This window comes from Streptomyces filipinensis (assembly GCF_014649495.1).
Classification (GTDB): Bacteria; Actinomycetota; Actinomycetes; order Streptomycetales; family Streptomycetaceae; genus Streptomyces; species Streptomyces filipinensis.
This window is the reverse complement of the sequence record NZ_BMTD01000023.1, coordinates 74,000-98,505: the sequence shown is the minus strand read 5'-3', so window position 1 is coordinate 98,505 and position 24,506 is coordinate 74,000. Positions and strand designations below refer to the sequence as shown.

At 73.9% G+C, this 24,506-nt stretch carries 18 protein-coding genes and 1 pseudogene; 7 read left to right on the top strand and 12 right to left on the bottom strand.

Annotation, left to right across the window (positions count from 1 at the left end):
• The first annotated feature begins 126 nt into the window (after positions 1-126).
• Entirely contained in the window at positions 127-657 is a 531-nt protein-coding gene (locus IE244_RS35680; RefSeq protein WP_191877727.1) for a hypothetical protein, read from the top strand.
• 111 nt (positions 658-768) lie between these two features.
• Here IE244_RS35680 and IE244_RS35675 read toward each other — a convergent pair whose 3' ends face one another.
• From IE244_RS35675 to IE244_RS35635, 9 genes and pseudogenes are all read right to left on the bottom strand, one after another.
• Complete coding sequence (locus IE244_RS35675) at positions 769-5,505, bottom strand: hypothetical protein (RefSeq protein ID WP_191877726.1); 4,737 nt, start codon at positions 5,503-5,505, stop codon at positions 769-771.
• A 57-nt stretch (positions 5,506-5,562) separates the two neighbouring features.
• Positions 5,563-6,441: a hypothetical protein gene (locus IE244_RS35670; protein WP_191877725.1), complete on the bottom strand. Its 879-nt coding sequence runs from the start codon at positions 6,439-6,441 to the stop codon at positions 5,563-5,565.
• Positions 6,442-6,574: 133 nt separating this feature from the next.
• On the bottom strand, positions 6,575-8,104 hold the full coding sequence (locus tag IE244_RS35665) for a hypothetical protein (RefSeq protein WP_191877724.1): 1,530 nt from the start codon (positions 8,102-8,104) through the stop codon (positions 6,575-6,577).
• A 159-nt stretch (positions 8,105-8,263) separates the two neighbouring features.
• Positions 8,264-8,953 (bottom strand): GntR family transcriptional regulator, encoded by a 690-nt coding sequence (locus IE244_RS35660; RefSeq protein WP_191877723.1) that lies wholly within the window; start codon positions 8,951-8,953, stop codon positions 8,264-8,266.
• A 651-nt stretch (positions 8,954-9,604) separates the two neighbouring features.
• Positions 9,605-10,432: pseudogene (locus IE244_RS35655) on the bottom strand (SGNH/GDSL hydrolase family protein); the annotation flags it as partial.
• Positions 10,429-11,604, bottom strand: coding sequence for a glycosyltransferase (locus tag IE244_RS35650; RefSeq protein ID WP_191877722.1), 1,176 nt, complete (start codon positions 11,602-11,604; stop codon positions 10,429-10,431). The gene IE244_RS35650 and the pseudogene IE244_RS35655, both read right to left, overlap by 4 nt.
• A complete protein-coding gene (locus IE244_RS35645) occupies positions 11,601-12,728 on the bottom strand; it encodes a glycosyltransferase family 4 protein (RefSeq protein WP_191877721.1) in 1,128 nt (375 codons plus the stop codon). Before IE244_RS35645 ends, IE244_RS35650 begins: the two co-directional genes overlap by 4 nt.
• Positions 12,729-12,914: 186 nt before the next feature.
• Positions 12,915-14,333: a HEAT repeat domain-containing protein gene (locus IE244_RS35640; RefSeq protein WP_191877720.1), complete on the bottom strand. Its 1,419-nt coding sequence runs from the start codon at positions 14,331-14,333 to the stop codon at positions 12,915-12,917.
• A gap of 301 nt (positions 14,334-14,634) precedes the next feature.
• Positions 14,635-15,027: an ankyrin repeat domain-containing protein gene (locus IE244_RS35635; protein ID WP_191877719.1), complete on the bottom strand. Its 393-nt coding sequence runs from the start codon at positions 15,025-15,027 to the stop codon at positions 14,635-14,637.
• Between the two features lie 311 nt (positions 15,028-15,338).
• On the opposite strand from IE244_RS35635, the gene IE244_RS35630 reads away from it, so the two are divergent.
• Together IE244_RS35630 and IE244_RS35625 are read left to right on the top strand one after the other, a co-directional pair.
• Positions 15,339-15,533, top strand: coding sequence for a hypothetical protein (locus tag IE244_RS35630; RefSeq protein ID WP_031174416.1), 195 nt, complete (start codon positions 15,339-15,341; stop codon positions 15,531-15,533).
• Positions 15,534-15,573: 40 nt separating this feature from the next.
• Positions 15,574-17,175, top strand: a complete 1,602-nt coding sequence (locus tag IE244_RS35625) for a hypothetical protein (RefSeq protein ID WP_191877718.1) — start codon at positions 15,574-15,576, stop codon at positions 17,173-17,175.
• 92 nt (positions 17,176-17,267) lie between these two features.
• On the opposite strand, the gene IE244_RS35620 is transcribed toward IE244_RS35625, so the two are convergent.
• Positions 17,268-18,776, bottom strand: coding sequence for an SCO1417 family PLP biosynthesis transcription factor (locus tag IE244_RS35620; RefSeq protein WP_191877717.1), 1,509 nt, complete (start codon positions 18,774-18,776; stop codon positions 17,268-17,270).
• Between the two features lie 101 nt (positions 18,777-18,877).
• Here IE244_RS35620 and yczE point away from each other — a divergent pair, with 101 nt between their 5' ends.
• The 4 genes from yczE (at position 18,878) to IE244_RS35600 (ending at position 22,361) form a co-directional block, all read left to right on the top strand.
• Positions 18,878-19,531, top strand: a complete 654-nt coding sequence (yczE, locus tag IE244_RS35615; protein WP_191877716.1) for a membrane protein YczE — start codon at positions 18,878-18,880, stop codon at positions 19,529-19,531.
• Positions 19,528-20,304, top strand: coding sequence for a glycerophosphodiester phosphodiesterase family protein (locus IE244_RS35610; RefSeq protein WP_191877715.1), 777 nt, complete (start codon positions 19,528-19,530; stop codon positions 20,302-20,304). Before yczE ends, IE244_RS35610 begins: the two co-directional genes overlap by 4 nt.
• A 54-nt stretch (positions 20,305-20,358) precedes the next feature.
• Positions 20,359-21,708: an MFS transporter gene (locus tag IE244_RS35605; protein WP_191877714.1), complete on the top strand. Its 1,350-nt coding sequence runs from the start codon at positions 20,359-20,361 to the stop codon at positions 21,706-21,708.
• A gap of 278 nt (positions 21,709-21,986) precedes the next feature.
• On the top strand, positions 21,987-22,361 hold the full coding sequence (locus IE244_RS35600; protein ID WP_003977404.1) for an RNA polymerase-binding protein RbpA: 375 nt from the start codon (positions 21,987-21,989) through the stop codon (positions 22,359-22,361).
• A gap of 97 nt (positions 22,362-22,458) precedes the next feature.
• Here IE244_RS35600 and fxsA read toward each other — a convergent pair whose 3' ends face one another.
• Positions 22,459-23,016, bottom strand: coding sequence for an FxsA family membrane protein (fxsA, locus tag IE244_RS35595; protein WP_191877713.1), 558 nt, complete (start codon positions 23,014-23,016; stop codon positions 22,459-22,461).
• A gap of 146 nt (positions 23,017-23,162) precedes the next feature.
• Entirely contained in the window at positions 23,163-23,960 is a 798-nt protein-coding gene (locus IE244_RS35590; protein WP_191877712.1) for a polyprenol monophosphomannose synthase, read from the bottom strand.
• Positions 23,961-24,506 lie beyond the last annotated feature (546 nt).

Sequence of the window (24,506 nt, the reverse complement as noted above, 5' to 3'; positions counted from 1 at the left end):
TCGGCCACAGGAGCCGCATCCCGCACCCCGGCGGCGTAAAACAGCGCAAGCCGGGCAGCCACTGGGGAGTCGGAGTCCTGTGACTCCGGGGCGAGCGGTCTGCTGGCGGTGGGGAGTGACACGGTGATGGGCACGGCGGAGCGGCGCGAGGCGCCCGAGGAGAGCGTGGCGGGGCGCTCGACGGCACGGCGGGGTGTGGAGGCGCCGGATCGCGGCATTCCGGCGCCCGGCCGCGCCGGGGAGTTCGCCGGCGAACAGCAGCAGGACCACCGGCCGTTGTGGGTCGAGGAGCCCGCCCGGCGGCACCCGCTGCCGGATCCGGTGCGTACGGCGGCGGTGCGGGCGGTCCTGATCATCGCGGTGACGCTGATCCAGGCGATGGTGGCCTTCCTGTGCACGCTGGCCGGGTCCTGGCTGGCCTTCCCCATGGTGATCAGCGGTGTGGCGAGCACGGTGGTGGCCACCTGGGCCGTGGTCGACGTGTGGGTGACCCGCCAGGTGTGGAGCCAGCGGTATGGCGTGGTGTCCGAGCCGAGCAGCACGGCCCGCGCACTGCGCCGTGAGCGACGCGCCCGCCGCCGCGAGGAGCGCGCGGCCCTGAGCGAGCAGGAGCGGATACGCCGACGGGGCGGCGCCGGGCAGTTGTCGCACCTCTGAGGCGGGGCGCTCAGGCGTGGGGCAGGCATGGCGCCGGCCGCCTGCGCGCCGCGCGATCACGGGCCAGGCGATCACGGGCCGCCGGCGCGGCCCGGCCGGTGCCCGGGCGCCCTACGGGGCGCTCGGGGTCGGCTTCTTGTACATCCTCGTCGCCGTGATCTCGCTGTGCCCCGCTTCTCCCGCCTTGGGCTGCTGGGGCAGGCCGGGCCGGAGGTGTTCCTCCACGCTGATGTACTTCAGGCCCGCCCGCAGGTCGGCGTCGTTGCGCAGGCGGATGACCAGCGGGAACTCGGCCAGGGCGGTCGTGTCGAACAGACCGGTGGTGTAGAGCAGCTGGACGCCCAGCGCGTCGGACACGGCGCGCTGGAGCTCCAGCAGGTACGTGGCGTTGGCGCGGCCGATGGGGTTGTCCAGGAACAGCGTGCCGGCGTGACGGTGCTTGTCCCGCCCCCGGTCGTTCGAGCGCAGCGCGGCCATCGTGCAGTACAGCGCGATGGCCGCCGTGAGCAGCTGGCCGCCCGAGAACACGTCGCCCATCTGTCCGACCGGGACGCGCTCGGCGCGCAGTACGGCATCGGGCTTGAGGATCTCGACGGCCACGCCCTTCGGCTGCAGCGCCGCCGCGACGCCGCGCAGCAGCAGTGACACCCCGTCGCGGCGCAGGTCGGAGTTCTTCTTCACGGCCGCGCGCGTGGCCTCGTCGATGACCTCACCGAGGCGTTCGGTGAGGGTGGCCTGATCGGGTTCCTCGAAGCGGATGCGCAGGAACTCCTGTCCCGACCACTCCCCGAGCCCCTCCGGCAGCCGGGAGAGCCGCTGGGCGGACCTGAGCGTGGCCAGCGCCGACTCCACGAGCCCTCGCAGCCGGTCCACGATCGAGTCGCGGTTGCGCTCCAGCTGCGCCAGCTCGTCGGTCAGGACGCGCAGTCGGGGCGCGAAGGCGTCGGCCCACTTCTGGGCGTGCTCGGGCAGCGCGGACGCGGGCAGCTCGCGGATCTGCTGCCGGGCGGGGGTGCGGACCTGCTCGTAGCGCGTGGAGTTGGCGTGCCGGACGAGTACGTCGCTCGCCTCGCGCACGGCCGCCTCGGCGGCGGACAGGTCGGCGGCGCAGCCACGCAGTGAGCGGCGGGCCTCGGCGGCGGACTGCCGGGCCTCCTCCAGGCTCCCGGGGTACGGCTCCGGTTCCTCCTGCTCCTCCTCGGCGGCGTGTTCGCGCAGCAGGTCCCGGAGCATCGCGGCGATCTCGTCGAAGCCGCCGGCCGCGTCCTCGGCGGCCCGGTGGGCCTCCAGCAGCTCGGCGTGCGCCTCGCGTGCCTCGGCCAGGGCCCCGGTGCGGGCGGCGAGTTCGCCCGTCGCGGTGCGCAGCAGCGCCTGGGCGTGCTCGGCGTCGCGCGGGACGAGCTCCTCGGGCAGCTCGGTGTGCGCCTCGCCGTCCTCGGGGGCGTGCCGCTCTGCCTCGCCGCGCAGCCGGCCGAGCTGCTCGCTGGCGCTGGACGTACGGGTCTCCAGGAGCTGCACCAGCTCCTCCGCGCGTGCGGCGGCCGCCTGCCGGGACGGCCCGTCGGAGCCGTCGGGCGACTGAAGCAGCTGCTCGGCGCGGGTGCGGACCTTGTTGCTGAGACGGTCGAGTTCGGCGCGGGCGGCGCTCTCGTCGCTCTCCGCGCGGGCCTGTTCGGCGCGCAGGTCCGCGCCGACCCCGACCTTCTCGTACACCTGCGAGGCGGCCCGGTAGGCCTCGCGGAGGGCGGGCAGGGACGCCGTGGGGGCGTCCGTGTCCTCGACCGGTACGTCGTCGGGGGCGCCCGCGATCTCGGAGCGCTCGGCCCGCAGGGCACGCGCGGTACGGCGGGCGTCGTCAGCGGCGCGCTGGGCGGCGCGGCGGTCCTCGTCGGCGGCGCGGGCACGCTCCAGGCAGGCCTGGGCACGGGCTTCGGACTCCGCTGCCTCGTCGGCGAGTTCCCGCAGGCGGGCCTGCCAGCCGGCCCGCTCGCGCAGCCGGTAGGCGAGTCCGGCGAGGGCGTCGGCGGCGCGGCGGGCCCTCTGCGCGGCCTCCTGCCGCTCGTCGCGGACCTGTACGGCCTCGGCGGCGACCTCGTCGGCCTCCGCGCGCAGGGTGCGCGCCTCGGCCAGCTCGGCCTCGGCCTCCTCGGCGAACGCGCGGGCTTCCTGGGCGGTCCGGGCCAGTTCGGTGAGGCGTCCGGCGGGGCAGCCGGTGCGCCAGGAGGCGAGCCGGGCCGCCAGTTCGCGGTCCTTGCCGAGGCGGGCGGCCAGGGCGCGGATCTCCTCGTCGCGTGCGGTGGCCCGCGCGCGCAGCGCCTGGCGTTCCTCGTCGGCGGCGTGCTCGTCGTGCATGGCCGGGTTCGGTGGCACGAGGAAGACGTCGCCCGGGGTGGCGTCGGCGGCGGGGGCCGGGGCGAGCAGGGCGGCCGCCGTGCCGACGGCGACGGCGGAGCGCGGCAGCAGGGCGGCGTCGGCGAGTGCGTCACGGGCACGCGCGTGCGTGTCCGGGTCGGTGATGATCACACCGTCGACCAGTTCCGGCCGGGCGGCGAGCACGCGCGCGTGGTCGGCGGGGTCGACGGCCTGGGCGAGATAGCGCCAGCCGGGCAGTGCCGGAATGCCGTGCTCGCCGAGGAACTCCACGGTGGCCAGCACGTCCGGGCCGGGCGGCAGCAGCCCGCCGTCGCCGAGCGCGCCGAGGATGCGGGAGTCGTCGGCGGCGGCGGTGCGCAGGTCGAACAGGTGGCGTTCGGCGGTCGACACGGCGTCGTCGAGCAGCGCGCGCAACTCGTCGGCGAAGCGGTCGAGTTCCTCGGGTGCGAAGGGCGCTTCGGCACCCGTGGTGCCGTCGGCGCCCGGTCCCGTCGGTTCTGCGGATCGCCCGCCCGCGGAGCCGTCCGCTTGCCGGCCGGCGCTCCCCCCGGTCGCGCCGTCCGGGGCCCCCATCGTGTCGTCGGCGCCGGACCGTGGGCCGGGCACCCCGGCGTGCGCGGCCGCGGGCGCACCGGGCAGGCTCAGCAGTTCCGCGAGCCGCTCCTCGGCGGCCAGGGACTCGGCAAGGCGCCGCTCGGCCTCGTAGGCGCGCTCGGTCGCCGTCGCGGCGTCGGCGGCGCGGGCCGCGGTCAGCTCCGCACGGGACTCGGCGGAGGCCGCCTCGCGGGCGTGCTCGGTGACCTTGCGGGCGGCCTCGCGGGCCGCGTCCCAGGCGGTGACGGCGGTCTTCTCGGCGTCGCTGGCGGCGAGCGCGGCACGGGCCGGGTCGGCGTCCGGTGCGCTGTCGTCGAGCCAGCCGGCGCGGACGGCCTCGGCGGTCTCCTGCTCGACCTCGGTGAGCCGCTGGCGCAGATGTCCGGCCTCACTGCGGGCGCGCTGTGCCTCGGTCGCGGCGGTGGTGGAGTCGCGGTAGGCGCAGTCGCTGACCTCCTGGAGCGCGGCGGAGCGCTCCTCCTCCTCGTTGGCGAGGGCCTCGGCGCTCCCGGCGGCCGTGTGCAGGGCCCGTACGAGGTCGACGGCGGCCTTGGCACGCGCGGCGAGGGCGGGCGCGGCGTCCCGCTCGGCCTCCTGGATGGCGGCGGACACACGCGCGACGCGGTCGGCGGCGGCCCGGTGGCGCAGCACGGCCTCGGCGGCCTGCCAGGCGGAGTGCAGGGTGCGCGCGTCGGCCAGCTCGCGCTTCTGCGCGGCGGCGGACTTCTCGGCGGCGGCCAGTGCCAGGGAGGCGTGCCGGTAGGCGAGTTCGGCGGCGATCAGGGCGCTGCGCTCCCGCCCGCCCTCGGAGTGGGTGACGGCGTACGCGGCGGCCGTGACCCGCTGGGCGAGGTCGGCGGCCCGCACCCGCTCCCGCACGGCCCGGGCGGACAGCCGCCGGGCGAGCGTACGGGTGCGGCGCTCGGCGCCGCCGTGCACGTCACGCGCGCGTGAGCGGGCGTCGGCGGCCTCGACGATCCGCCCGAGCAGGTCGACCGACCCGGCGGTGAAGTCCCGCTCGGCGATCAGCTCGGCGCGCCGGCCCAGCTTGTTGCCGAACCCGCTGACGAGATCGGCGAGGCCGTCGGTGTCCCGGGTGTCGGTGACCGCGCGCAGCAGCAGGTCGGTGAAGTCGGAGTCCTTCTTGACCGCGAAGAGGCCGGCCGCCTCTCCCTCGTCGGCGTTCATCTCCCGCTGGTAGCGGAAGAGTTCGGGGTCGAGGCCGAGGTCGCCGAGGTGTTCGATCCAGCGGTCGTGGATCTCCTCCCAGTGCACCTCCAGGTGCGGGTAGGCCTTGCCCGCCTCGGTCAGGGCGTCCCGGAAACCCTTCATGGTGCGGCGCCGGCCCTGGGCACCCGAGGTGCCCTCGGCGGACGGCCGTACCGCGGTGGACTCGGCGACGGGCAGACCGTCCAGGCTGAGCCCCGGGCCGGGCCGGAACGAGTACCAGGCCTCGGCGAACTTGCGGGGGTCGTTGGAGACCTGCCGGCCACGCCATTCGCTGACCTTGCCGACGACGACGCACTCGCCGGTCTGCACGTGCTGCCACTCCAGTGCCACGTGCCCGCAGTCGTCGGCGAGCAGGAACTTGCGCAGCACACCGGAGCTGGCGCCGCCGAGGGTGTTGCGGTGGCCCGGGAGCATCACCGAGAAGATCAGCTTGAGCAGGACGGACTTGCCGCCGCCGTTCTCCAGGAAGAGCACGCCCGCGGGCGCCGGCCGGCGGGGCGGGCCAGCCGGCTCCTCCTCGAAGAACTCCGCCTGGGTGGGCGCCGGGTCGGGCACGGGCTCTCCGACACCCCGCAGGTCAAGCACGGTGTCGGCGTAGCGCGCACCGGCGGGACCGATGGAGTAGAGGCGGACCCGGGACAGCTCGTACATGGCGGACTCTCGTCGTAAGTCTTCGTAGGTGTGCGGAATCGTGCGGTGGTGCGGGGGTCAGGAGTGGAACGGCAGCCCGGCGTCGGCCACCAGGTCCAGGTCCTCGGTGTCCTCGGCGGGCAGCAGGCTGGCCGTGCCGTCGGTCACCGGTACGACGCCCAGCTCCAGCAGTTCGGCCAGGGCGGCGCTGCCGGCCAGGTCGCGGACCTGGAGCTGGTAACGGGCGGTGGTGCGGTACGTGCCGCCGCTGTCCTCGCCGGTGCGCTGCAGAAAGCCCGAGTCGGTGAGGAAGGCGAGGGCCTTGGCCACGATGCCGGTGGTGGAGGCGGCGGGCCGGCGGGCGTCCTTGGTGGCGCCGGTGGCGCTGCGTCTGGCCCAGATCCGCCAGGCGGCCTCAAGGCCGGGCGCGTCGGTCGCCGGGTCGGTGTTCTCGCCCAGTTCCTCGGCGCGCTCCTCCAGGCGCCGGCAGGCCTGCCTTACGAAGGCGTCGACGCCGTTGACGGTGACGCGGCCGATGTAGGAGTCGTCGGCCAGGTCCTCCGGACGCGGGAAGGCCAGTGCGGCCGCGGCGAGATGGGCGAGGCCGTGCAGGAAGCGGTCGCCCGAGTCGGCGGTGGTGCGACGCGCGTAGTCACCCATGCGGACGGCGAACACCGAGTCCTCGGCGGCGGTCACGGCCATGCCCGCGCGCGGGGACACCTCCAGCACGACGAGCCCCAGACCGGCGGCGACGGCGTCGGCGAGCCGGGCGAACGCCGGGTCGTCGCGGTACCGGCGCAGCAACTCGGTGTACTCCTGGTCCCGCGCGGGCTGCAGCTTGGGCTGCAGCCCGAAGGCGACGAGCCGCGCCGCGTCGGCGGCGTCGGCAGGGGTGACGGCGGAACCGGCCGGCGCGGCGGCGGGCTCGGGCTCACTCCGGTCGACGTGCTCGGTCACGGACACAACTCCTTGATCTTGAAACTGAGGGCGGGTGCGGCGTGTTCAGGGGCGCGGGACGGAATCGGGCCGCGGCCGTGCCGCGGGGCCCGGCGAGCCGCGGCGCACCCGCACGCGCCCACCGGCGCAGCCATCACGCCGCCTCCGTCCTGTCCGCGGCCATCCCCACCGCGTCCAGCAACGCGGTCCCCACGATGAGATCCGCCCCGCCGAACTCGGGATCGTCCAGCTCGGTCCCGTCGTCCACGGCGAACAGCAGCTTCTCCTCGCCCTGCCGGTAGGCGGTCCCCACGGCGGGGCTGGCCGCGTGGACGGCCAGCAGCGCGACCAGGTACGCCAGATCGGGATCGCCGGTCCGGCGGGCCTCGGCCAGCAGGCCCGACAGCCTGCGCGGTGCGTCGGCCGGCAGATCCAGCAGCTCCGTCGCGGCGGCGAGCTGCTCCTCGCTGAACCGGCTGTCGTCCGGTGTGGCGATCAGATCCGGCTCCGGCATCTCCGCGCCCAGATGCTCCCGCTCCACCGGTGGGGTCAGCAGTATGTCGACGAGATCGGCCACCCGTACGGACACGGGCGTGCGCAGCCCCGTGCCGTGCGCGAAGAACGCGTCGGTGACGTGGATCGCCTGCTCCAGGGGCAGCGGCAGGACGGGGGCGACGAGGTGGCCGTACAGGTCGATCCCGGACGTCGTCGCCGGGGTGGCGAAGGCCTGCCGGTCCTGCTCGGCGCGGAAGAGCGGGCCCGCCTCCAGCAGCCGCGACTGGAGCTGGGTGTGCCGCCGGATGCAGTCCTTGACGATGTCGACGAGTTCGGCGGCCCGGCGCTTGTGCTCGGGCTCCTCGGTCTCGTCGCGGGCCTTGCGGATGTTGGTGAGGATCGCGTTCTCGTGGCGGTAGCGGTCGGCGACGTGGTCCAGGGCCTCGGCGATCATGTCGGGCACCGAGTTGAGCCAGTCGACCGCGCGGACGTTGCGCCGGGTGGCCTCCAGGGCGCGGCGCAGCGTCTCCGAGTACTGCACGGTGCGGTAGCGGGCCTGCTCGGCGGCGAGCTGTGCGTCGGCGAGCCGGCCGCGGTTGATCAGGACCTCCAGCTTGACCTCTGCGGCGATCTGGGCGCTGGTGACGTCGGTGTCGAGGGCGCCGACCAGGACGTTGACCGCCTCGTCCGTGGTGCGCAGGTAGACCGTGCCGCCGGGGCCGGGGACCTCTTCGATCAGCTTGAAGTCGTAGTCCCTGCGGACGTACGTGCCGTCCGGCGCGAAGGTGCCGTAGACGGCGCGGAAGCCGCGGTCGACGCTGCCGACGTTGATCAGGTTCTCCAGCACCCAGCGGGCCACGCGCTCGTGCTCGGCGGTCGGCCGGTGCGGGGCCTGGGCGGCGATGCGCGGGACGAGCCGGGCGACGATCTGCTCGTGGTCGGCGCCGGTGTCGAAGTCCATGTTGAGCGTGACCAGGTCGATGGCGGCGAGGGCCACCTCGGCCATGCCGTACACCGAGTACTCACCGGCCAGGTTGGCCTTGCGCGCGTCGAGGTCGTGCAGCGGCGCGGTGCAGGCGAGCGCGCGCAGCCGACGTGCCAGCCCCTCGTCGGCGGCCGGGCCCGGTGCCGGGCGCGGCCCCGCGCTGAGCTGGGGCGGAACGCTGTCCGTCGATGCAGGCGAAGTCACGGTGCACAGACTAGGTCCTTGGTCTGACATCGACCCAAACGGTGCGGGTCCGCCGGTTCGGTGGGCAGCGCTGTACGTCTTCGCCGACCGCGCGGATCGGTTCCCCGGTGGGGCGCGCGCCCCGCGACGGAGCCGTGGATGGATAGGGTCCCGCGCTCCCTACGGGGCGACGCGCCGCCGGTACACCTCGACCACCCGCTCCAGCGAATCGGTGAGGTACGTCTCCAGCAGCCGCTCCGCCTCGCCCTTGTCCCCGTCCTGCAGCGCCTGCAGGATCTGCCGGTTGCGGACCAGGTAGGGCTCGTGCAGCCGGCGCGGGTCGTCGACGACGTGGAAGGCGAGCCTCAGTTCGGCGAAGACGCTGCGCATCAGCTCGTCGGTGCGTTCGCTGCCGGCGAGGGCGACCAGTTCCCGATGGAAGTGGATGTTGGCGGTGCCCAGGGTTTTCCAGTCCGTGCCGGCGGACGCCGCCTCTCCCTCGGCGACCGCCGCGGCGACACCGTCCAGCCGGTACGGCGCCTCACCGAGCCCGCGGACGACGGCGCATTCGACCAGGGCGCGGGTGCGGTAGATGTCCTGGACGTCCTCGACGGTCAGGACCCGCACGAACACCCCGCGGTTGAGTTCGTGCACCAGCAGGCGTTCGTGCGTGAGCAGCCGGAACGCCTCGCGCAGGGTGTTGCGGGACACGCCGAGCGCCCCGCCGATGCCGTCCTCCGACAGCCGGGTGCCGGGCGGGAAGAACCCGTCGGCGATACGACTGCGGAGGATGTCCGAAACCCGCTCCGCCGTGCTCGTACGCCCCAGGAGCGCCCGGTCGTCGGCCAGTGCCGTCAGCTGCTCTGCCATGCCCGGAATTCAACCGCACGCACCAGGACGAAACAACATGCGTATCGGAGGATCGTTCAACGATCCTCCGTCTGCCCTTCCGGCACGCCGACGTCCGGTGTCGTCGCTCCCCGGCCACGGTCGGGCCGCGGTCGGGCGCAGGCCCGGGCGGGTGCGCCGGTCCGGGGCGGGTGCGCCGGTCCGGGGCGGGTGCGCCGGTCCGGGGCGGGTGCGCCGATCCGGGGCGGGTGCGCCGATCCGGGGCGGGTGCGCCGATCCGGGGCGGGTGCGCCGATCCGCGCGGGTGCGCCGGTCCGGCGCGTCGGGTCCCGCCCGCGCTCGGCACGATCCAGGTGCCACCGGGAACGCGTCCCGGCACTGTTCCCGGCCGGCCCACCGGCCGCCCTATCCGGTGATCACGCCGGTCCCCGCCACCGCCCTCCCGCTGACCGCACCGGCCGCGTCCGGGACCGGCGCCTCAGCCGCCATGGCCGTCGGCGGGGCCGCGCGGACGGGCAGCGTGACCGCGTGCGCCGCGCCCGGCACCGCCGCCCCGCCGACCGGAGCCTGCGCGGTGGCCGCGCCCGGCGTCACACCCGCACGCCCCGGACCAGCGAACGGCCCCGGGCCGGCCGGGTGCCGCCGGGAACCGGCGCATTCGCCGTCGCGCTCCGCCAGGGCCTCCAGCGCCGCGGAGGCCGCCTCCGAGGCCCGCAGGTCGAGGAGAGCGCCGGTGCCCCGGGCCCGGTGGTGCAGCTCGTCGGCGGCCAGGTGCAGCAGCTGCGGCAGCAGGTCCCGGCAGCGCCGGGCCACCCAGGCGGTGCCCGCCGTGGCCAGCCACAGCAGGCTCGCCGCCCGGGTCGGAGCGGGGAACTCCGGTACGGACGACGGTGCCTGTCCCGTCGCACGGCCCGCTTCGGTGAGCAGCGCGTGGAAGCGGACGGCGAACTGTCGGTGGCCACGCTCGCCGGGGTGCAACCGGTCCGCGCTCCACAGGGACCGGTCGGTGATCCAGGCACCGTCCGCGGCGTGCAGGTGCACGGCCCCGTAGCGTTCGGACAGCGCGTGGACGACCGTGTTGACGGCCCGTTGCCGGCGGGCCAGCGGGCGGGCCAGGGCACCCGGCAGGCCCAGCATCGCGCCGGGGTCGGGCAGGCAGGCCGTGAGCACGGTGGCGCCCTCGCGGGTGAAGGCCGCGTAGACGTCGTCGAGGTGGGTGGCCACCGCCCGGATGTCGAAGGTGCGGCGCAGCGTGTCGTTGACGCCGATCACCACCGACACCAGGTCGGGGCCGAGTCCGCGGGCGGCCGGCGTCTGCCGTTCCCGTACGTCCTGGGTCTGCGCACCGCTGACCGCGAGGTTGGTGAACTCCACGGTGCCGGGGGTGGCGGCGAGGGAGGGCGCCAGCAGCGCGGCCCAGCCCCGCCAGCCGTCACCGACGGGATCGCCCACGCCCTCGGTCAGCGAGTCCCCCAGGGCGACGAAACGGACGGGTCTCATGCCACACCCTCCGGCAGCGTGCGACGCACGGCGGCGGGGCGGAGCACCTCCGCGTCGTGCGCCGCCAGGAACGCCTCCACGGCCGCTCCCCAGCCGAAGCACTCCGCACGCGCGCGTGCCGCGTCGCGCCGGGTGCGCACGTCGCGGTCCAGGAGCAGTTCCACGGCGTCCGCGAACGCCTCACCGCGGTCCGCCGCGGTCGCCCCGGCGGAGCCGATGACCTCGGGCAGCGCGGAGGACGCGCTCGCCACGACGGGCGTGCCGCAGGCCATGGCCTCCAGGGCGGCGAGCCCGAAGGTCTCGGCGGGACCGGGCGCGAGGGCGACGTCCGCGGTCGCCTGGAGGGCGCCGAGCGCGGTCCGGTCGGAGACGTGCCCGAGAAACGTGACGGGCAGCCCGCGCTCCCGCGCGCGCTGCTCCAGCCGGGCCCTGAGCGGCCCGTCCCCGGCCACCACGAGCACCGCCCGCCGCCCGCGCCGTATCAGGGCGTCCAGGGCGTCCAGCGCGATGCCGGGGCGCTTCTCGACCGACAGCCGGGAGCACATCACGAGCAGCGCCTCTCCCCCGCGCGCGTGCAGGGTGCGCAGGCCCGGGTCGTGCAGCGCGGGGTGGCGTTCCATCAGGTCGACGCCCAGGGGGGCGCGTACGACGTTGCGCGCGCCGATGCGCACGAACTCGCGCTCGGCGAACTCGGTGGTGCACACCACCCGCGAGTAGACGTGCGCGGTGCGGGTGTTGAGGGCATCGGCCGCCCGGCGGGAGAGGTTCTCGGACAGGCCCCAGGTGCGCAGCACGCCGTCGGCGGTCTCGTGGGAGACCATCACGGCGGGCACGCGCGCGCGGCGGGCCCAGCGGCCGGTCCAGCGCAGGGTCGTGCGGTCGGAGACCTCCAGGCGGTCCGGGGCCAGCTGCTCCAGGAGGGCGGCCACGCGGCGCTTGTCGGTCAGGACGCGGTAGCCGCCGGTACCGGGCAGCAGCGGGCCGGGCAGGGTGATGACCCGGCCCTGGTCGGTGTCGCGGTCGGTGTGCCGTTCGCCGGGCACGATGAGCACGGGTTCGTGGCCCGCCAGCTGGAAGCCCCTGCCCAGCTCGCGCAGGGCGGTGCGCAGGCCGCCGGAGGCCGGGGCGACGAAGTTGGCGAGCCGGACGATGCGCAGGGACTGGCCGGTCATGCCGCCACCGCCGTCCTGCGTGCCGCGAGGACGTCGCCGTAGTGGGTGATCAGCTGGTCGCCGACGGCGGCCCAGGTGCGGCCCTCGACCATCGTGCGGGCGGCGGCGCCGAACGCGGTCCGCCGGGCCGGGTCGGCGGCCAGGGTGCGGACGGCCTCCGTCACGGCGGTGGCCTCGCGCGGTGGGACGAGGAGTCCGGTGCGGCCGTGGGCGACCAGGTCCAGCGGGCCGCCGGCGGCGGGCGCGACCACCGGTACCCCGCTGGCCATGGCTTCCTGGACGGTCTGGCAGAACGTCTCGAAGGGACCGGTGTGCACGAACAGGTCCAGTGAGGCGAAGATCCGCGCGAGGTCGTGGCCGGTGCGGCGGCCGAGGAAGACGGCGCCGGGCAGCGCCTCGGTCAGGGGGGCGTGGCTGGGGCCGTCGCCGACCACCACGGCCTTGACGCCCTCCAGGCCGCAGGCACCGGCGAGGAGTTCGACGTGCTTCTCGGGGGCGAGCCGGCCGACGTAGCCGACGATCAGCTCGCCGTGCGGGGCGAGTTCGCGGCGCAGCGCCTCGGAACGGTGCTCTGGCCGGAAACGTACGGTGTCCACGCCCCGCGGCCACAGCCGGACCCGGGGCACACCGTGCGCCTCCAGGTCACCGAGGGCGGCGCTGGAGGGGGCCAGGGTGCGGTCGGCGGCGGCGTGCACGGAGCGGATCCGCCGCCAGGCGGCCGCTTCACCGGCCCCCATGTAGGTGCGGGCGTATCCGGCCAGGTCGGTCTGGTAGACGGCGACGGCCGGGATGCCCAGCCGGGCGGCGGCGGCCATGCCGCGGACGCCGAGGACGAAGGGGCTGGCGAGATGCACCAGGTCGGAGCGGTGTTCGAGGAGCGCCGCGGCGAGCCGTCGGCTGGGGAGGGCGACCCGGACCTGAGGGTAGCCGGGGAGCGGGAGGGAGGGGATCCGGACGACCGGGCACGGGGCGTCCGTGTCCGGTCCACTGCCGGGAGCGGGGGCGGGGGCGACGACGAGCGGATGGTGACCGCGATCTACGAGGTGCCGGGCGGTCTGGAGCGCGCAGTGGGCCACGCCGTTCACATCGGGGGGAAAGGATTCGGTCACGATGACGACACGCATACGGGTGTTGTCGCCGCGCAGGACGTGGCCGCGTCAACTTCGATCTTTCCGCCCGGGGAACGTCCCATGAGCGTTGGGCTGCACACCCGAGCAGGTCAGACGGCCGTCATGACCGCCTGACCTGCGGGACACCCGGTGTTCACACGGCGGGCGGTCGTCCGCCCGGACCGATGTGCGTGTGCGGGGTCAGCCGAGGGCGGCGTCGGGTCCGAAGCGGCTGCGCACCGCCGTCTGCACTTCCGCCTCCTCGGCCGGATCGGCGGCCAGGCGGCGAAGGCGCTCCACGACCCGGGCGTCACCGGTCTCGGCGTGCCGGGCGGCGATCTCGCGTGTGGTCTCCTCGCAGTCCCACAGGCATTCGACGGCGAAGCCGGTGGCGAAGGAGGGGTCGGTGGCGGCCAGGGCGCGGGCCGCGCGGCCGCGCAGATGGGAAGAGGCGGTCTCGCGGTAGACATGGCGCAGCACGGGGGCCGCGCAGGCGATGCCGAGGCGTCCGGCGCCGTCGACGAGCGTCCACAGGGTCGGCGCGTCGGGACCCTCGCCGCGCACGGCCTCACGGAGGGCACCGAGGACGAGGTCGCGGTCCTGGACGCCGCCGCGGCAGGCGAGCATGCGTCCGGCGGCGGCACCGAGCACGTCGGGGCGCTGGGCCCAGCGGCGCGCGCGGTCGACGGCGGCGACACTGCGCATCCGTTCGAAGGCGTCGACGGCGGCCTCCACGACGACGGCCGTGCCGTCGGCGACCGCGGCCTCGACCAGGTCGAGGGCGTCGGGGTCGTTGCTGTCGGAGAGATAGCGCAGGGCGGTGCAGCGGGCCCCGTCCATCCCGGTCCGCGCCGCCTGGACGATCTCCGGCCGGTCCTCGGGGCCCGCCACGGCCACCAGGCAGCGGGCGGCCGGCACATGGAGGGCGGCACCGCGCTCCATGCCCTGCTGGGCCCATTCGAACACGGCGCGCACACTCCAGCCGGGGCGCGGACCGCTGGGCCGCATCTGACGCTGCCAGCGGTCGAAACAGCCGGTCTCCTGTGCGGCACGCACGCGCGTGGCGATCGATTCGCGCGGATCCTCCGCCCACAGCCGCCAGGGCCTCGGCTCGAAGGCGTCGCGCACGGCGGCGGCCAGCTCGGCCTCGCCCTCGGGGTCGGTGGTGAAGCGGGCCAGGACGGGCGCGGCGAGGGCACGCAGGCCGGCGTCGTCGTCCCGCAGGGCCAGCTCGTCCAGCGCCCAGGCCCAGTTCGACCCGTGGGCGGCGTACCGGCGCAGGAGTTCGAGCGCGTCGAGCCTGCCGTAGGAGGCGAGGTGCCCGAGGACGGCCAGGGCGAGGCCGGTGCGGGACTCGTCGGTGTCGAGGACGTCCTCGGAGTCGAAGAGGTGCGCCTCGATGGCATCCAGCTCGCCGTTCAGGTCGAGGTAGAGCCGGGCGTAGTAGAGGGAGCGGTTCTCCACCTGCCAGTCGTGGCGGGGATCGCGCAGCACACAGTGGTCCAGGGCCGCGAGCGCTTCGGCGCGCGGGGCGGTGAGCGCGTGCAGCGTGCCGTCGCCGCGGCCCCGCTGGAGCAGGCCGAGCAGCGTACCGCTGGGCGCTATGACCGGATCGAACATGGGAAACAGCCTCACATCAAGCGTCGACGCAACCGGAGAACACGCACTACCTGGCCGCGTGACACAACGTCGGAGCGCCCGCCGTCTCTTGCTTGCTGAAGACCATTTCTCTCTGCCTCTCGTCTGTGGCCCAGGCGGACCGCATCACGGTCCGCGCGGTGCGGCAACACCTGCCCAGCCATCGCGTCCGTGAATCACGTCGTCATGATGACCCGGCCGTTTGCGCTGCCGCGACCGTATTTCCGGCGGCCCTTTACCGCCTCCCCCGTTTTCTGTGTCGTACCTGGTCAGGACATGCGCGTCAGTGCGCGCCGAACAGCTCCAGGAGTTCTGTCTTGCCGAACATGCGGGCGGTGTCGACCGCCGACGGCGTGCCCGCGGCGGGGTCGGCTCCACCCTCCAGAAGCGCCTTGATCACTGCGGTCTCGCCCTTGAAGACGGCACCCGCGAGCGGGGTCTGGCCCCGGTCGTTGATCTGGTCCGCCGCGGCACCCCGGGTGAGCAGGGCACGCACCGCGTCGGCGTGGCCGTGGTAGGCGGCGAGCATCACCAGGGAGTCACCGCGGTCGTTGGTGAGGTTGGCCGGAACGCCGGCGTCGACGTACGCCACGAGCGCCTCGGTCTGCCCCTGCCGGGCCAGATCGAAGATCTTTGTCGCCAGCTCCACGACCTCGGGGTCGGGGGCTTCACTCATCGGCGGGACCGCCTCTCCTCAAACTTCGGGGACTGCAGGGAGCGTACGGCAGCGAGCGGGACACGGCCGTACGAGTGAATCGCCAGCGTACTGGCTGGCGCGGCACATGACCCGATGTGCCGGAGGTAAAGATCAGCGACAGACGCCCCTGGACGCAACAGGCCTGGCCCGCCGAAGCCGGGGCGGCTCCGTCGGGTGGGCGAAATCAGTCGCATTTCACCCAGTTGCACCTTTAATCGTATGGATACATCCTGTGATCCTGGAAGAACTCATGGTGACTGTCCCCCACCTTCGACACCAGGAGGCCCGAAATGATCCTCTCCCTGTCTGGCGTGTTCCTGCTCGGCGTTGTCGTGTTCCTCTTCTTCCGCAAGGACGGCCTGAAGGGCTCGCACGCCACGGTCTCGGCCCTGTTCGGCTTCTACCTGTCGAGCACGGCCATCGCCCCGAGCATCAAGGCCGGCGGCGAGAGCCTGGCCAGTCTCCTGGGCGGCCTCAAGTTCTGATCCCGCCCGTCCCACCCGCACGCACGACCAGGAGTCAGCAGTGGCCCGGCGCCCTCTCCCCCGCATCCTGAGCAAGGACAGCGCCCAGATCGCCCGGATGCAGCTCGCCCGGAGCCGGGAGCTGGCCCGGACGGCGGCCGACAGCGCCACCGACGTCCTCCACCCGCTGATCACCGTCACGCGCGGGCTGCGCCGGCTGGCCTCGGCCGGGCGGCGCAGATGGGTGGACACGCCGAAGGACAGACGCGGGCCGCTGCTGTTCCTGGTGGCCTCCGTGATCCTGGCCGTGGTGCTGGTGCCGTACGGGCCGCTGCTCGCCGTCATCACCCTGATGTCGGCGGCGGCCTGGCAGGGCCGCGACCGCACGCCCCCGGCTCCCGAAGGGCCCGACGAGTCCCAGACCGTACGGCTGCAGTCCCTCTACGACGCCCTGGTGCCGTACTTCTCCGGCGCCGAGGACCCGGCGCCGCTGTACGCGTACGGCGGGGAGTGGGAGAAGGCCTTCCCCGCCCACGAGTTCGACGACACCGGGCGCGTCGGTCAGCTCGTGATCCGCTACCCCGCCTACTTCCCGGACGGCGAGCCCGACGCCCGCGCGCGCATCGAGCAGTTGCTCACCGCGAAGGCCGGCCGGGGCCGCGAGTACCACTTCACATGGGACGAGGAGGGCAACCAGCTCACCCTCACGGTCCTTCCGCCGCTGCCCGCCGACATCCCCGCCCAGCACTTCGTCACCGCGCCTGGCGAGACCGTCCTCGGCTTCACCGACCCGAGCGAGGTCCACCGCACGCTCCCGCTCTCCTACGGCAAGGAGCGGATCGACGTCCCACCGGTCGTCTGGCGCACCGGCGTGCGCTCCACCGAGCCGCATCTGCTGGCCATGGGCCACCCCGGCAGCGGCACCTCGACCCTGCTGCGCTCGATCGCCCTGCAGGCCCTGCGGTACGGGGACGTCCTGATCGTGGACGGCGGCGGCACGGGTGAGTACGCGTGCCTGACCGGCCGGGACGGTGTGCTGGCCGTGGAGTGCGCGCTGCCCGGTGCGCTGGCGAGCCTGGAGTGGGCCGCGCAGGAGACCGAGCGGCGGCTCATCGCCATCAACCTGGCCCGGCAGGCGGGCGACCCGCCACCGGCCGACGCCCGGCGCCCGCTGTGGATCCTGCTGGACCGCCCGTCCGTCTTCACCCACCTCGCCGGGTCCGAGGGCCGCAAGGACCCGCAGACACTGCTCCAGGTGCCGCTGCGGCACGGCCGGGCGGCGAACGTGACCGTCGCGGTGGCCGAGCAGTTCGACAGCGCGGAGGTACTGAGCGACGCGGTACGGCAGCACACACGCGCGCGTGTCGTGCTCGGGCCTGCGGCGCCCCGGCAGGTGGAGGCCGCCCTGGGGGCTCCGCCGCACACCACACCGGTGGGGCACGTGCCTCCCGGGCGGGGGTACGCCCGGCTCGGGGTGGGAGCGGTGCATCGGCTCCAGGTGCCGCGCACGCCGGACCCCTACGACGACGCCACCAGCGACGCCGACCGGCAGGCCGTGCTGGAGCTGCTGCCGCCACGGGCCACTGCCGTGGAGGCCGAGCCGACGGATCTCACGAAGCCGGCGGCCGGAAGGGCACCGGCGACCGCGGAGGCGGCCGGGTAGCCCGTCGGGGTCCAGGCCGTCCGCCGGGGGCGGGTCGGCCCGGCCGCTCACGCGGTTCCCCGCGCCCCGTCGGGGCCCTGCGCGGCGTCGGTCTAGGCCACGAAGGTGCGCGGCGCCTCCGTGCCCCCCGCACCCCCGTTCTCCACCAGGCGGGCCGCCGCGGCCAGCCGGACCGCCGCCTCCTCCGCCACCGCTCCCCCGACGGTGAACGGGAGCCGCACATAGCCCTCGAAGGCGCCGTCCACGCCGAAGCGGGGGCCGGACGGAACACGGACCCCGGTCCGCTCACCCGCTTCGGCGAGCCGCGAGCCGGACAGGCCGCCGGCGCGGACCCACAGGGTCAGGCCGCCCTTCGGGGTGTCGAACTCCCACGCCGGCAGTTCACGGCGCAGCGCCGCCACCAGCGCCTCCCGGTTCTCCCGGGCCTGGGCGCGGCGCAGTTCCACCGCCTGCTCCCAACCGCCGGTGCTGAACAGCCAGTTGACGGCGAGCTGTTCGAGCACCGGCGTCCCCAGGTCGGCGTAGGCCCGCGCGGCGACCAGGCTGCGGATGACGTCCGGAGCGGCCCGTACCCAGCCGATGCGCATGCCCGCCCAGAACGCCTTGCTGGCCGAGCCGACCGTGATGACGGTCGAGCCGGACGGATCGAAGGCGCAGACCCGGCGCGGCATACCGCCGCCCGCGAACTCGTCGTCCAGCCACAGCTCGCTCATCGTCTCGTCGGCGACGAGCACCGTGCCGGCCGAACGCGCCGCGTCCACCAGCCGGCGCCGCTGGTCCTCGTCGGCCAGCGCGCCCGTGGGGTTGTGGAAGTCGGCGACGACGTAGGCGAGCCGGGGCGCGGCCTCGCGCAGGACCTGGCGCCAGCGGTCCATGTCCCAGCCGGACAGCCCCTGGGCCATCGCGACGGGGACCAGGCGGGCGCCGGCCTCCCGCATCAGCTGCAGGATGTTGGCGTAGGAGGGGGACTCGACCGCGATGCGTTCGCCGCGGCCCGCGAAGAGGTGGCAGATCGCGTCGATGGCGCCCATCGCGCCGGTCGTCACCATGATCTGCTCGGGCATGGTGGGGATCCCGGAGGCGGTGTAGCGCTCGGCGATCATGGACCGCAGTGCGGGCAGGCCGGCCGGGTAGTCGCCGTGCGTGTGGGCGTACGGCGGCAGCTCCTCCAAGGCGCCCTGGACGGCGCGGGTGAGCCAGGGCTCGGGCGCCGGGAGCGAGGCGCAGCCGAGGTCGATCACCGAGCCCAGGGCCTCGGGGGGCAGGGGTTCCAGGCCTCGGGCGGGCAGCGGGTTGCCGGCCGGTACGGCCGTCCAGCTGCCGGCGCCCCGGCGGGACTCCAGGAACCCCTCGCTGCGCAGCGCCTCGTAGGCGGCGGCCACCGTCGTGCGGCTCACGGACAGGGCGAGGGCCAGCTCGCGTTCCGCGGGAAGCCGGGCGGCCACGGGCACGCGCCCTTCGAGCACCAGCAGCCGGATGCCGTCGGCGAGGGCCCGGTAGGCGGGCGGACGGCGGGTGCCGGGACCGGCCGGGCGTTCCTGCTGTGAGTTGAGGAGCCGGCCGAGCTGCGCGGCCCCCATGGCAGAGGTCCACTGCGCCATGAAGATCAGTCCACCTTCCCCGAATTGGCCATGGATGGCGATTCATCCCAAGCCACAGAGTGACATGCGTCAGGCCACCGCCACCACCCAGGGGGTATCTCGTGTCCACTCGGCACCGTCTCGGACGACGGTTGATCCAGCTGTACGCCGGTCTCGCGCTCTACGGTGCGAGCGCGGCGCTGCTCCTGCGGGCGGGCCTGGGCATGGAGCCCTGGGGCGTACTGCACCAGGGGCTCGCGAAGCTCACCGGGCTGACCATCGGCGTGGTCTCGATCATCGTGGGCGCGGCGGTGCTGCTGCTGTGGATCCCGCTGCGCCAGCGCCCGGGTCTCGGCACGGTCTCCAACGTCTTCGCCGTCGGCCTCGCGATGGACGGCACGCTCGCGCTGCTCCCGGACGCCCGTTCCGTCGTCGTACGCGTCCCGCTGCTGCTCGCGGGCATCGTGCTGAACGGCGTGGCGACCGGCCTGTACATCTCGGCACGCTTCGGACCCGGTCCGCGCGACGGACTGATGACGGGTCTCCACCGGCGCACCGGCCGGTCGATCCGGCTGATGCGGACGGGGATCGAGGTGGCGGTGGTGGTCACCGGGTTCCTGCTGGGCGGCACCGTCGGGATCGGCACCGTGCTGTACGCCGTGTCCATCGGGCCGCTGGCGCAGCTGTTCCTGCGGGTGTTCGCCGTCCCGGCGGCATCGGGCGGCAGCACGGTGGTTGCCGCCGCGACACCGGAGGGAGTCATACTGCCGCCGTGACCCTCACGACACCGCCCCTACGCCACCCCTACCTCGACCATCCCGGCCCGATCGCCTTCGCCCACCGGGGCGGGGCCGCCGACGGGCTGGAGAACACCGTGGCGCAGTTCCGGCGCGCGGTCGAACTGGGCTACCGCTACATCGAGACCGATGTGCACGCCACGGCCGACGGCCGGCTCGTCGCCTTCCACGACTCGACCCTCGACCGGGTCACCGACGGCGCCGGCCGCATCGCCGACCTGCCGTGGGAGGACGTACGGCAGGCGCGCGTGGGCGGCCGGGAACCGGTGCCGCTGTTCGAGGAGCTGCTGGAGACCTTCCCCGAGGTGCGCTGGAACGTCGACATCAAGGCGGAGCCGGCCCTGCGCCCCTTCCTGGAGCTGATCGAGCGCACGGACGCCTGGGGGCGGGTCTGCGTGGGCTCGTTCTCCGAGGCGCGGGTGCTGCGCGCCCAGCGGCTGGCCGGGCCGCGGCTGGCCACCTCGTTCGGCACCCGCGGGGTGCTGAGTCTGCGGCTGCGCTCATGGGGCCTGCCGGCCGCCGTACGCCGGTCCGCCGTCGCCGCGCAGGTGCCCGAGGCCCAGTCGGGCGTCCCGGTGGTGGACGAACGCTTCGTCCGCGCCGCCCACGCGCGCGGGCTGCAGGTGCACGTGTGGACGGTCAACGAACCGGAGCGCATGCACCGGCTCCTGGACCTGGGGGTCGATGGCATCATGACCGATCACATCGACACGTTGCGCAAGGTCATGGAGGAGCGCGGCGTCTGGGTCTGACCCCGGCCGCCGCGTCCGAGCCTTCGCAGTTCAAGCGGGGAAGCGAGGGCACGGGTGGCAACCGACACCGCGCGGACGCAGGCGCCGGACGAGGCCGCCGGCCTGCGGCGCGAACAACGCGGCTGGTACTTCTACGACTGGGCCTGCTCGGTCTACTCGACGAGCGTGGTGACGGTCTTCCTCGGCCCGTACCTCACCGCGGTCGCCGAGCGGGCCGCGGACGCCGACGGCTATGTGCACCCGCTCGGCGTCCCGGTCCGGGCGGGCTCCTTCTTCGCCTACACGGTGTCCCTGTCGGTGATCCTGGCGGTCGTTGTGATGCCGCTCGTGGGCAGCGCGGCCGACCGCAGCGGCCGCAAGAAGCCGCTGCTCGCGGCGGCGGCGTACACCGGGGCCGCCGCGACCACGGGCATGTTCTTCCTGGACGGCGACCGGTATCTGCTCGGCGGGGTGCTGCTGGTGGTGGCCAACGCCGCGCAGTCCGTCGGGATGATGCTCTACAACTCCTATCTGCCGCAGATCGCCCCGCCCGAGGAGCGCGACGCGGTCTCCTCGCGGGGCTGGGCCTTCGGTTACGCGGCGGGCTCCACGGTCCTCGTCGCCAACCTGGTCCTGTACTCGGCGCACGACTCCTTCGGACTGACCGAGACGACCGCCGTCCGCGTCTGTCTGGCCTCGGCGGGCCTGTGGTGGGGCGCCTTCACGCTCGTGCCGCTGCGCACGCTGCGCGACCGGCACCACGCGCGCGTGGAGCGCGCCACGGCAACGGGGCTCAAGCAGCTCGCGGCGACGGTCCGGGACATGCGCCGGCACCCGCTGACGCTCGCCTTCCTGCTGGCGTACCTCATCTACAACGACGGCATCCAGACGGTGATCTCGCAGGCCTCCGTCTACGGCTCGCAGGAACTGGGACTGGGCCAGTCGACGCTCATCGTGGCCGTGCTGCTGGTCCAGGTGCTGGCCGTGGCCGGGGCACTGGCGATGGGGCGGCTGGCACGGACCTACGGCGCCCAGCGGACGATCCTGGGCTCGCTGGTGGCCTGGACGGTCACGCTGGCGGCCGGATACTTCCTGCCCGCGAAGGCACCGGTGTTCTTCTTCGTGCTGGCAGCCGGGATCGGCCTGGTCCTCGGCGGCAGCCAGGCGCTGTCCCGGTCGCTGTTCTCCCATCTCGTACCGCCCGGCAAGGAGGCCGAGTACTTCTCGGCGTACGAGATGAGCGACCGCGGGATGAGCTGGCTCGGACCGCTGCTGTTCGGCGTGACCTACCAGCTCACCGGGAGCTACCGCTCCGCGATCATCTCCCTGGTGGTGTTCTTCGTCATCGGATTCGCCCTGCTTGCACGCGTGCCGGTGCGCCGGGCGATCGGCGAGGCGGGCAATCCGGTTCCGGAAAAGATTTAGCCTCGATTTAGCGCTCAACACAAAAGGGCGGTAGTGTACGCCTTTGGCCTGCCAGGCGTACCGTTACTGCGCGTCAAAGATGCCGAAACGCTGGGTGACATCTGCTAGCAGATGTGACAAACCGGGCGCCGGTGGGTACAACAAGGGGCGGCTACGACGGCGACGCATGACCCGGAACGGGACACGGAACGGGAATCTTTACCGCCGACCGGACGTTGACCGGATGACGACGACAGCGACACCTGTCCTGTGGGCGACAAGCCCGGGAGGCACGATTCATGAGTGAGCGAGCTCTTCGCGGTACGCGCCTCGTGGTGACCAGCTACGAGACGGACCGCGGTATCGACCTGGCCCCGCGCCAGGCCGTGGAGTACGCATGCGAGAAGGGGCATCGCTTCGAGATGCCCTTCTCGGTCGAGGCGGAGATCCCGCCGGAGTGGGAGTGCAAGGTCTGCGGAGCCCAGGCACTCCTCGTCGACGGCGACGGCCCTGAGGAGAAGAAGGCCAAGCCCGCGCGTACCCACTGGGACATGCTGATGGAGCGGCGCACCCGTGAGGAACTCGAAGAGGTCCTTGAGGAGCGCCTGGCGGTTCTGCGCTCGGGGGCGATGAACATCGCGGTTCACCCCCGGGACAGCCGTAAGTCGGCCTAGTCCCTGCGGGCTGGGCGAAGACACAGCACATACGAAAACCGCGGGTGCCGTACGAGACCGTACGGCACCCGCGGTTTTCGTATGTCCGGAAACGGGCTCAGCGGGACAGCGGCGGGCGCTGCTGGTCTCCCGGCTCGGTCCGGTCCTCCCTGATCACCTCGCCCGGCACCACCTTGCCGTCGGGGCGGTGGATGCGGACCTGCTGGAAGGCGTCACCGAAGCTGCCCGGGGCGGCCGTGCGCAGCCTCTTGTCCAGGGCGTTCTGGGTGTATCGGCTCACGGCCTGCTGCACCGGCGGGAGCAGCAGGAGCAGGCCGGCCACGTCGGAGACCAGACCCGGGATCATCAGCAGCAGGCCGCCGAGCATCATCAGGCCGTTGCCACCGCCGCGCTCCGGTGAACCACCGCGCTGCAGTGCCTCGTTGAGGCTCTGGAAGGCGCGCCGGCCCGCCCGCTTGATGACCACGGAACCGGCCACGGCGCCCGCGACGAGCAGCAGGAACACGGTAGGTCCGCCGGCCGCGCCCGCGACCACGGTCAGCAGCCAGATCTCCAGCACCAGCCAGGCCGCGACCCCGAGCGGCAGATACCTGCGCAGCCGGGAGCGCCGGGGCCGGGCGGTGGGGTACGGAGAGGTCGGAGCGCCAGTCGTCATGCTCCCAGTGTGCCTGGCGGCGGCTCAGCACGGGATAAGGGGATGATCGACCAGAACGCCCCAGAGCGGCGGGGAGGTCCGGCGCCGCCGGAATACCCGGAACCGCCCGGAAGCCCGAACCGCCGGGGCCCGCGGCCGCCGCTGACCTACGAGGTCCGCTTGTTCTTGCCGGTGATCTTGGCGAACCGGTCCCCCGCGCCCCAGGCGGTGACCCGCCACAGCGCCTCGACGAGGATGTCCTTGCTCATCTTGGAGTCGCCGAGTTCGCGCTCGACGAAGGTGATCGGGACCTCGACCACGTGGTAGCCGGCCTTGACCGAGCGGCGGGCCAGGTCGACCTGGAAGCAGTAGCCCTGCGAGGCGACCTCGTCCAGTCCCAGACCCTCCAGCGTCTCGCGGCGGAACGCGCGGTAGCCGCCGGTGATGTCACGCAGCGGCAGGTCGAGGGCGAGCCGGGAGTAGAGGCTGCCGCCGCGGGAGATGAACTCCCGGGACTTGGGCCAGTTCACCACCCGGCCGCCGGGCACCCAGCGGGAGCCGAGCACCAGGTCGGCGCCCTTGAGGGCGGTGAGCAGGCGGGGCAGTTCCTCGGGCTGGTGGGAGCCGTCGGCGTCCATCTCGACCAGCACGCCGAAGTCGCGCTCCAGGCCCCAGCGGAAGCCGGCGAGGTAGGCGGCGCCGAGGCCTTCCTTGCCCTTGCGGTGCAGCACGTGGACGTTGTCGTCGTCGGCGGCCAGCTCGTCGGCGAGCTTGCCCGTGCCGTCGGGGCTGTTGTCGTCCGCGATCAGCACGTGCGCCTCGGGGACGGCCTTGCGTACCCGGCCGACGATGGTCTTGATGTTCTCCGCCTCGTTGTAGGTCGGGATGATCACCAAGGCCGTGCCGATCGGACCGAACTGCCTCCCCTGGGCCTTGGCCGCGAGGGTCCCGTCGCCGTCGTTCACTGCTGCCCCTTCTGGTTGTACGCAGGGATCCACCATAGTGGCCGCCCGCAGGAATAGACGTGCCGGCTTGTACGTATGGCGGTGTCGATTCCACAAGAGTGGGGTAAGAATGTGGTTTTCGGCATGTTCGAGCCGCACCCTCGACGACTTCCCGCCACGACGGATGGGGGCCCGGCGCCCTTCGGGCCGACCTGGGACCCGCTGGCTGCGGATCGACCGAAAGCCGTTGTCTACTGAGCGCACGGGCCCCACCCGGGTCACACCTTGCCGGGCCGGAACGTTCCCTCGGCGGCGCGGACGCTGAGCCTGGCTCCCAGCGACGGTGCCCCGGTACGGCACACCGTCCTGACCCAGCGGCGCTGCGACGAGTTGCGTGAACGCCCCCGGTCGGGCGTCCGGTGGTGGACTCGGACGAACCTACCGGCCCGCGGGCGCCGACTGTCAACAGTCCTCTGACCTGCTATGACAGCCCGAATGGGCCGACCGCGGCAGAGGATGCGCAGGTCGGGCGGCGCGGCGGCGGCGCCCCGCCGGCGCCGCGCCACC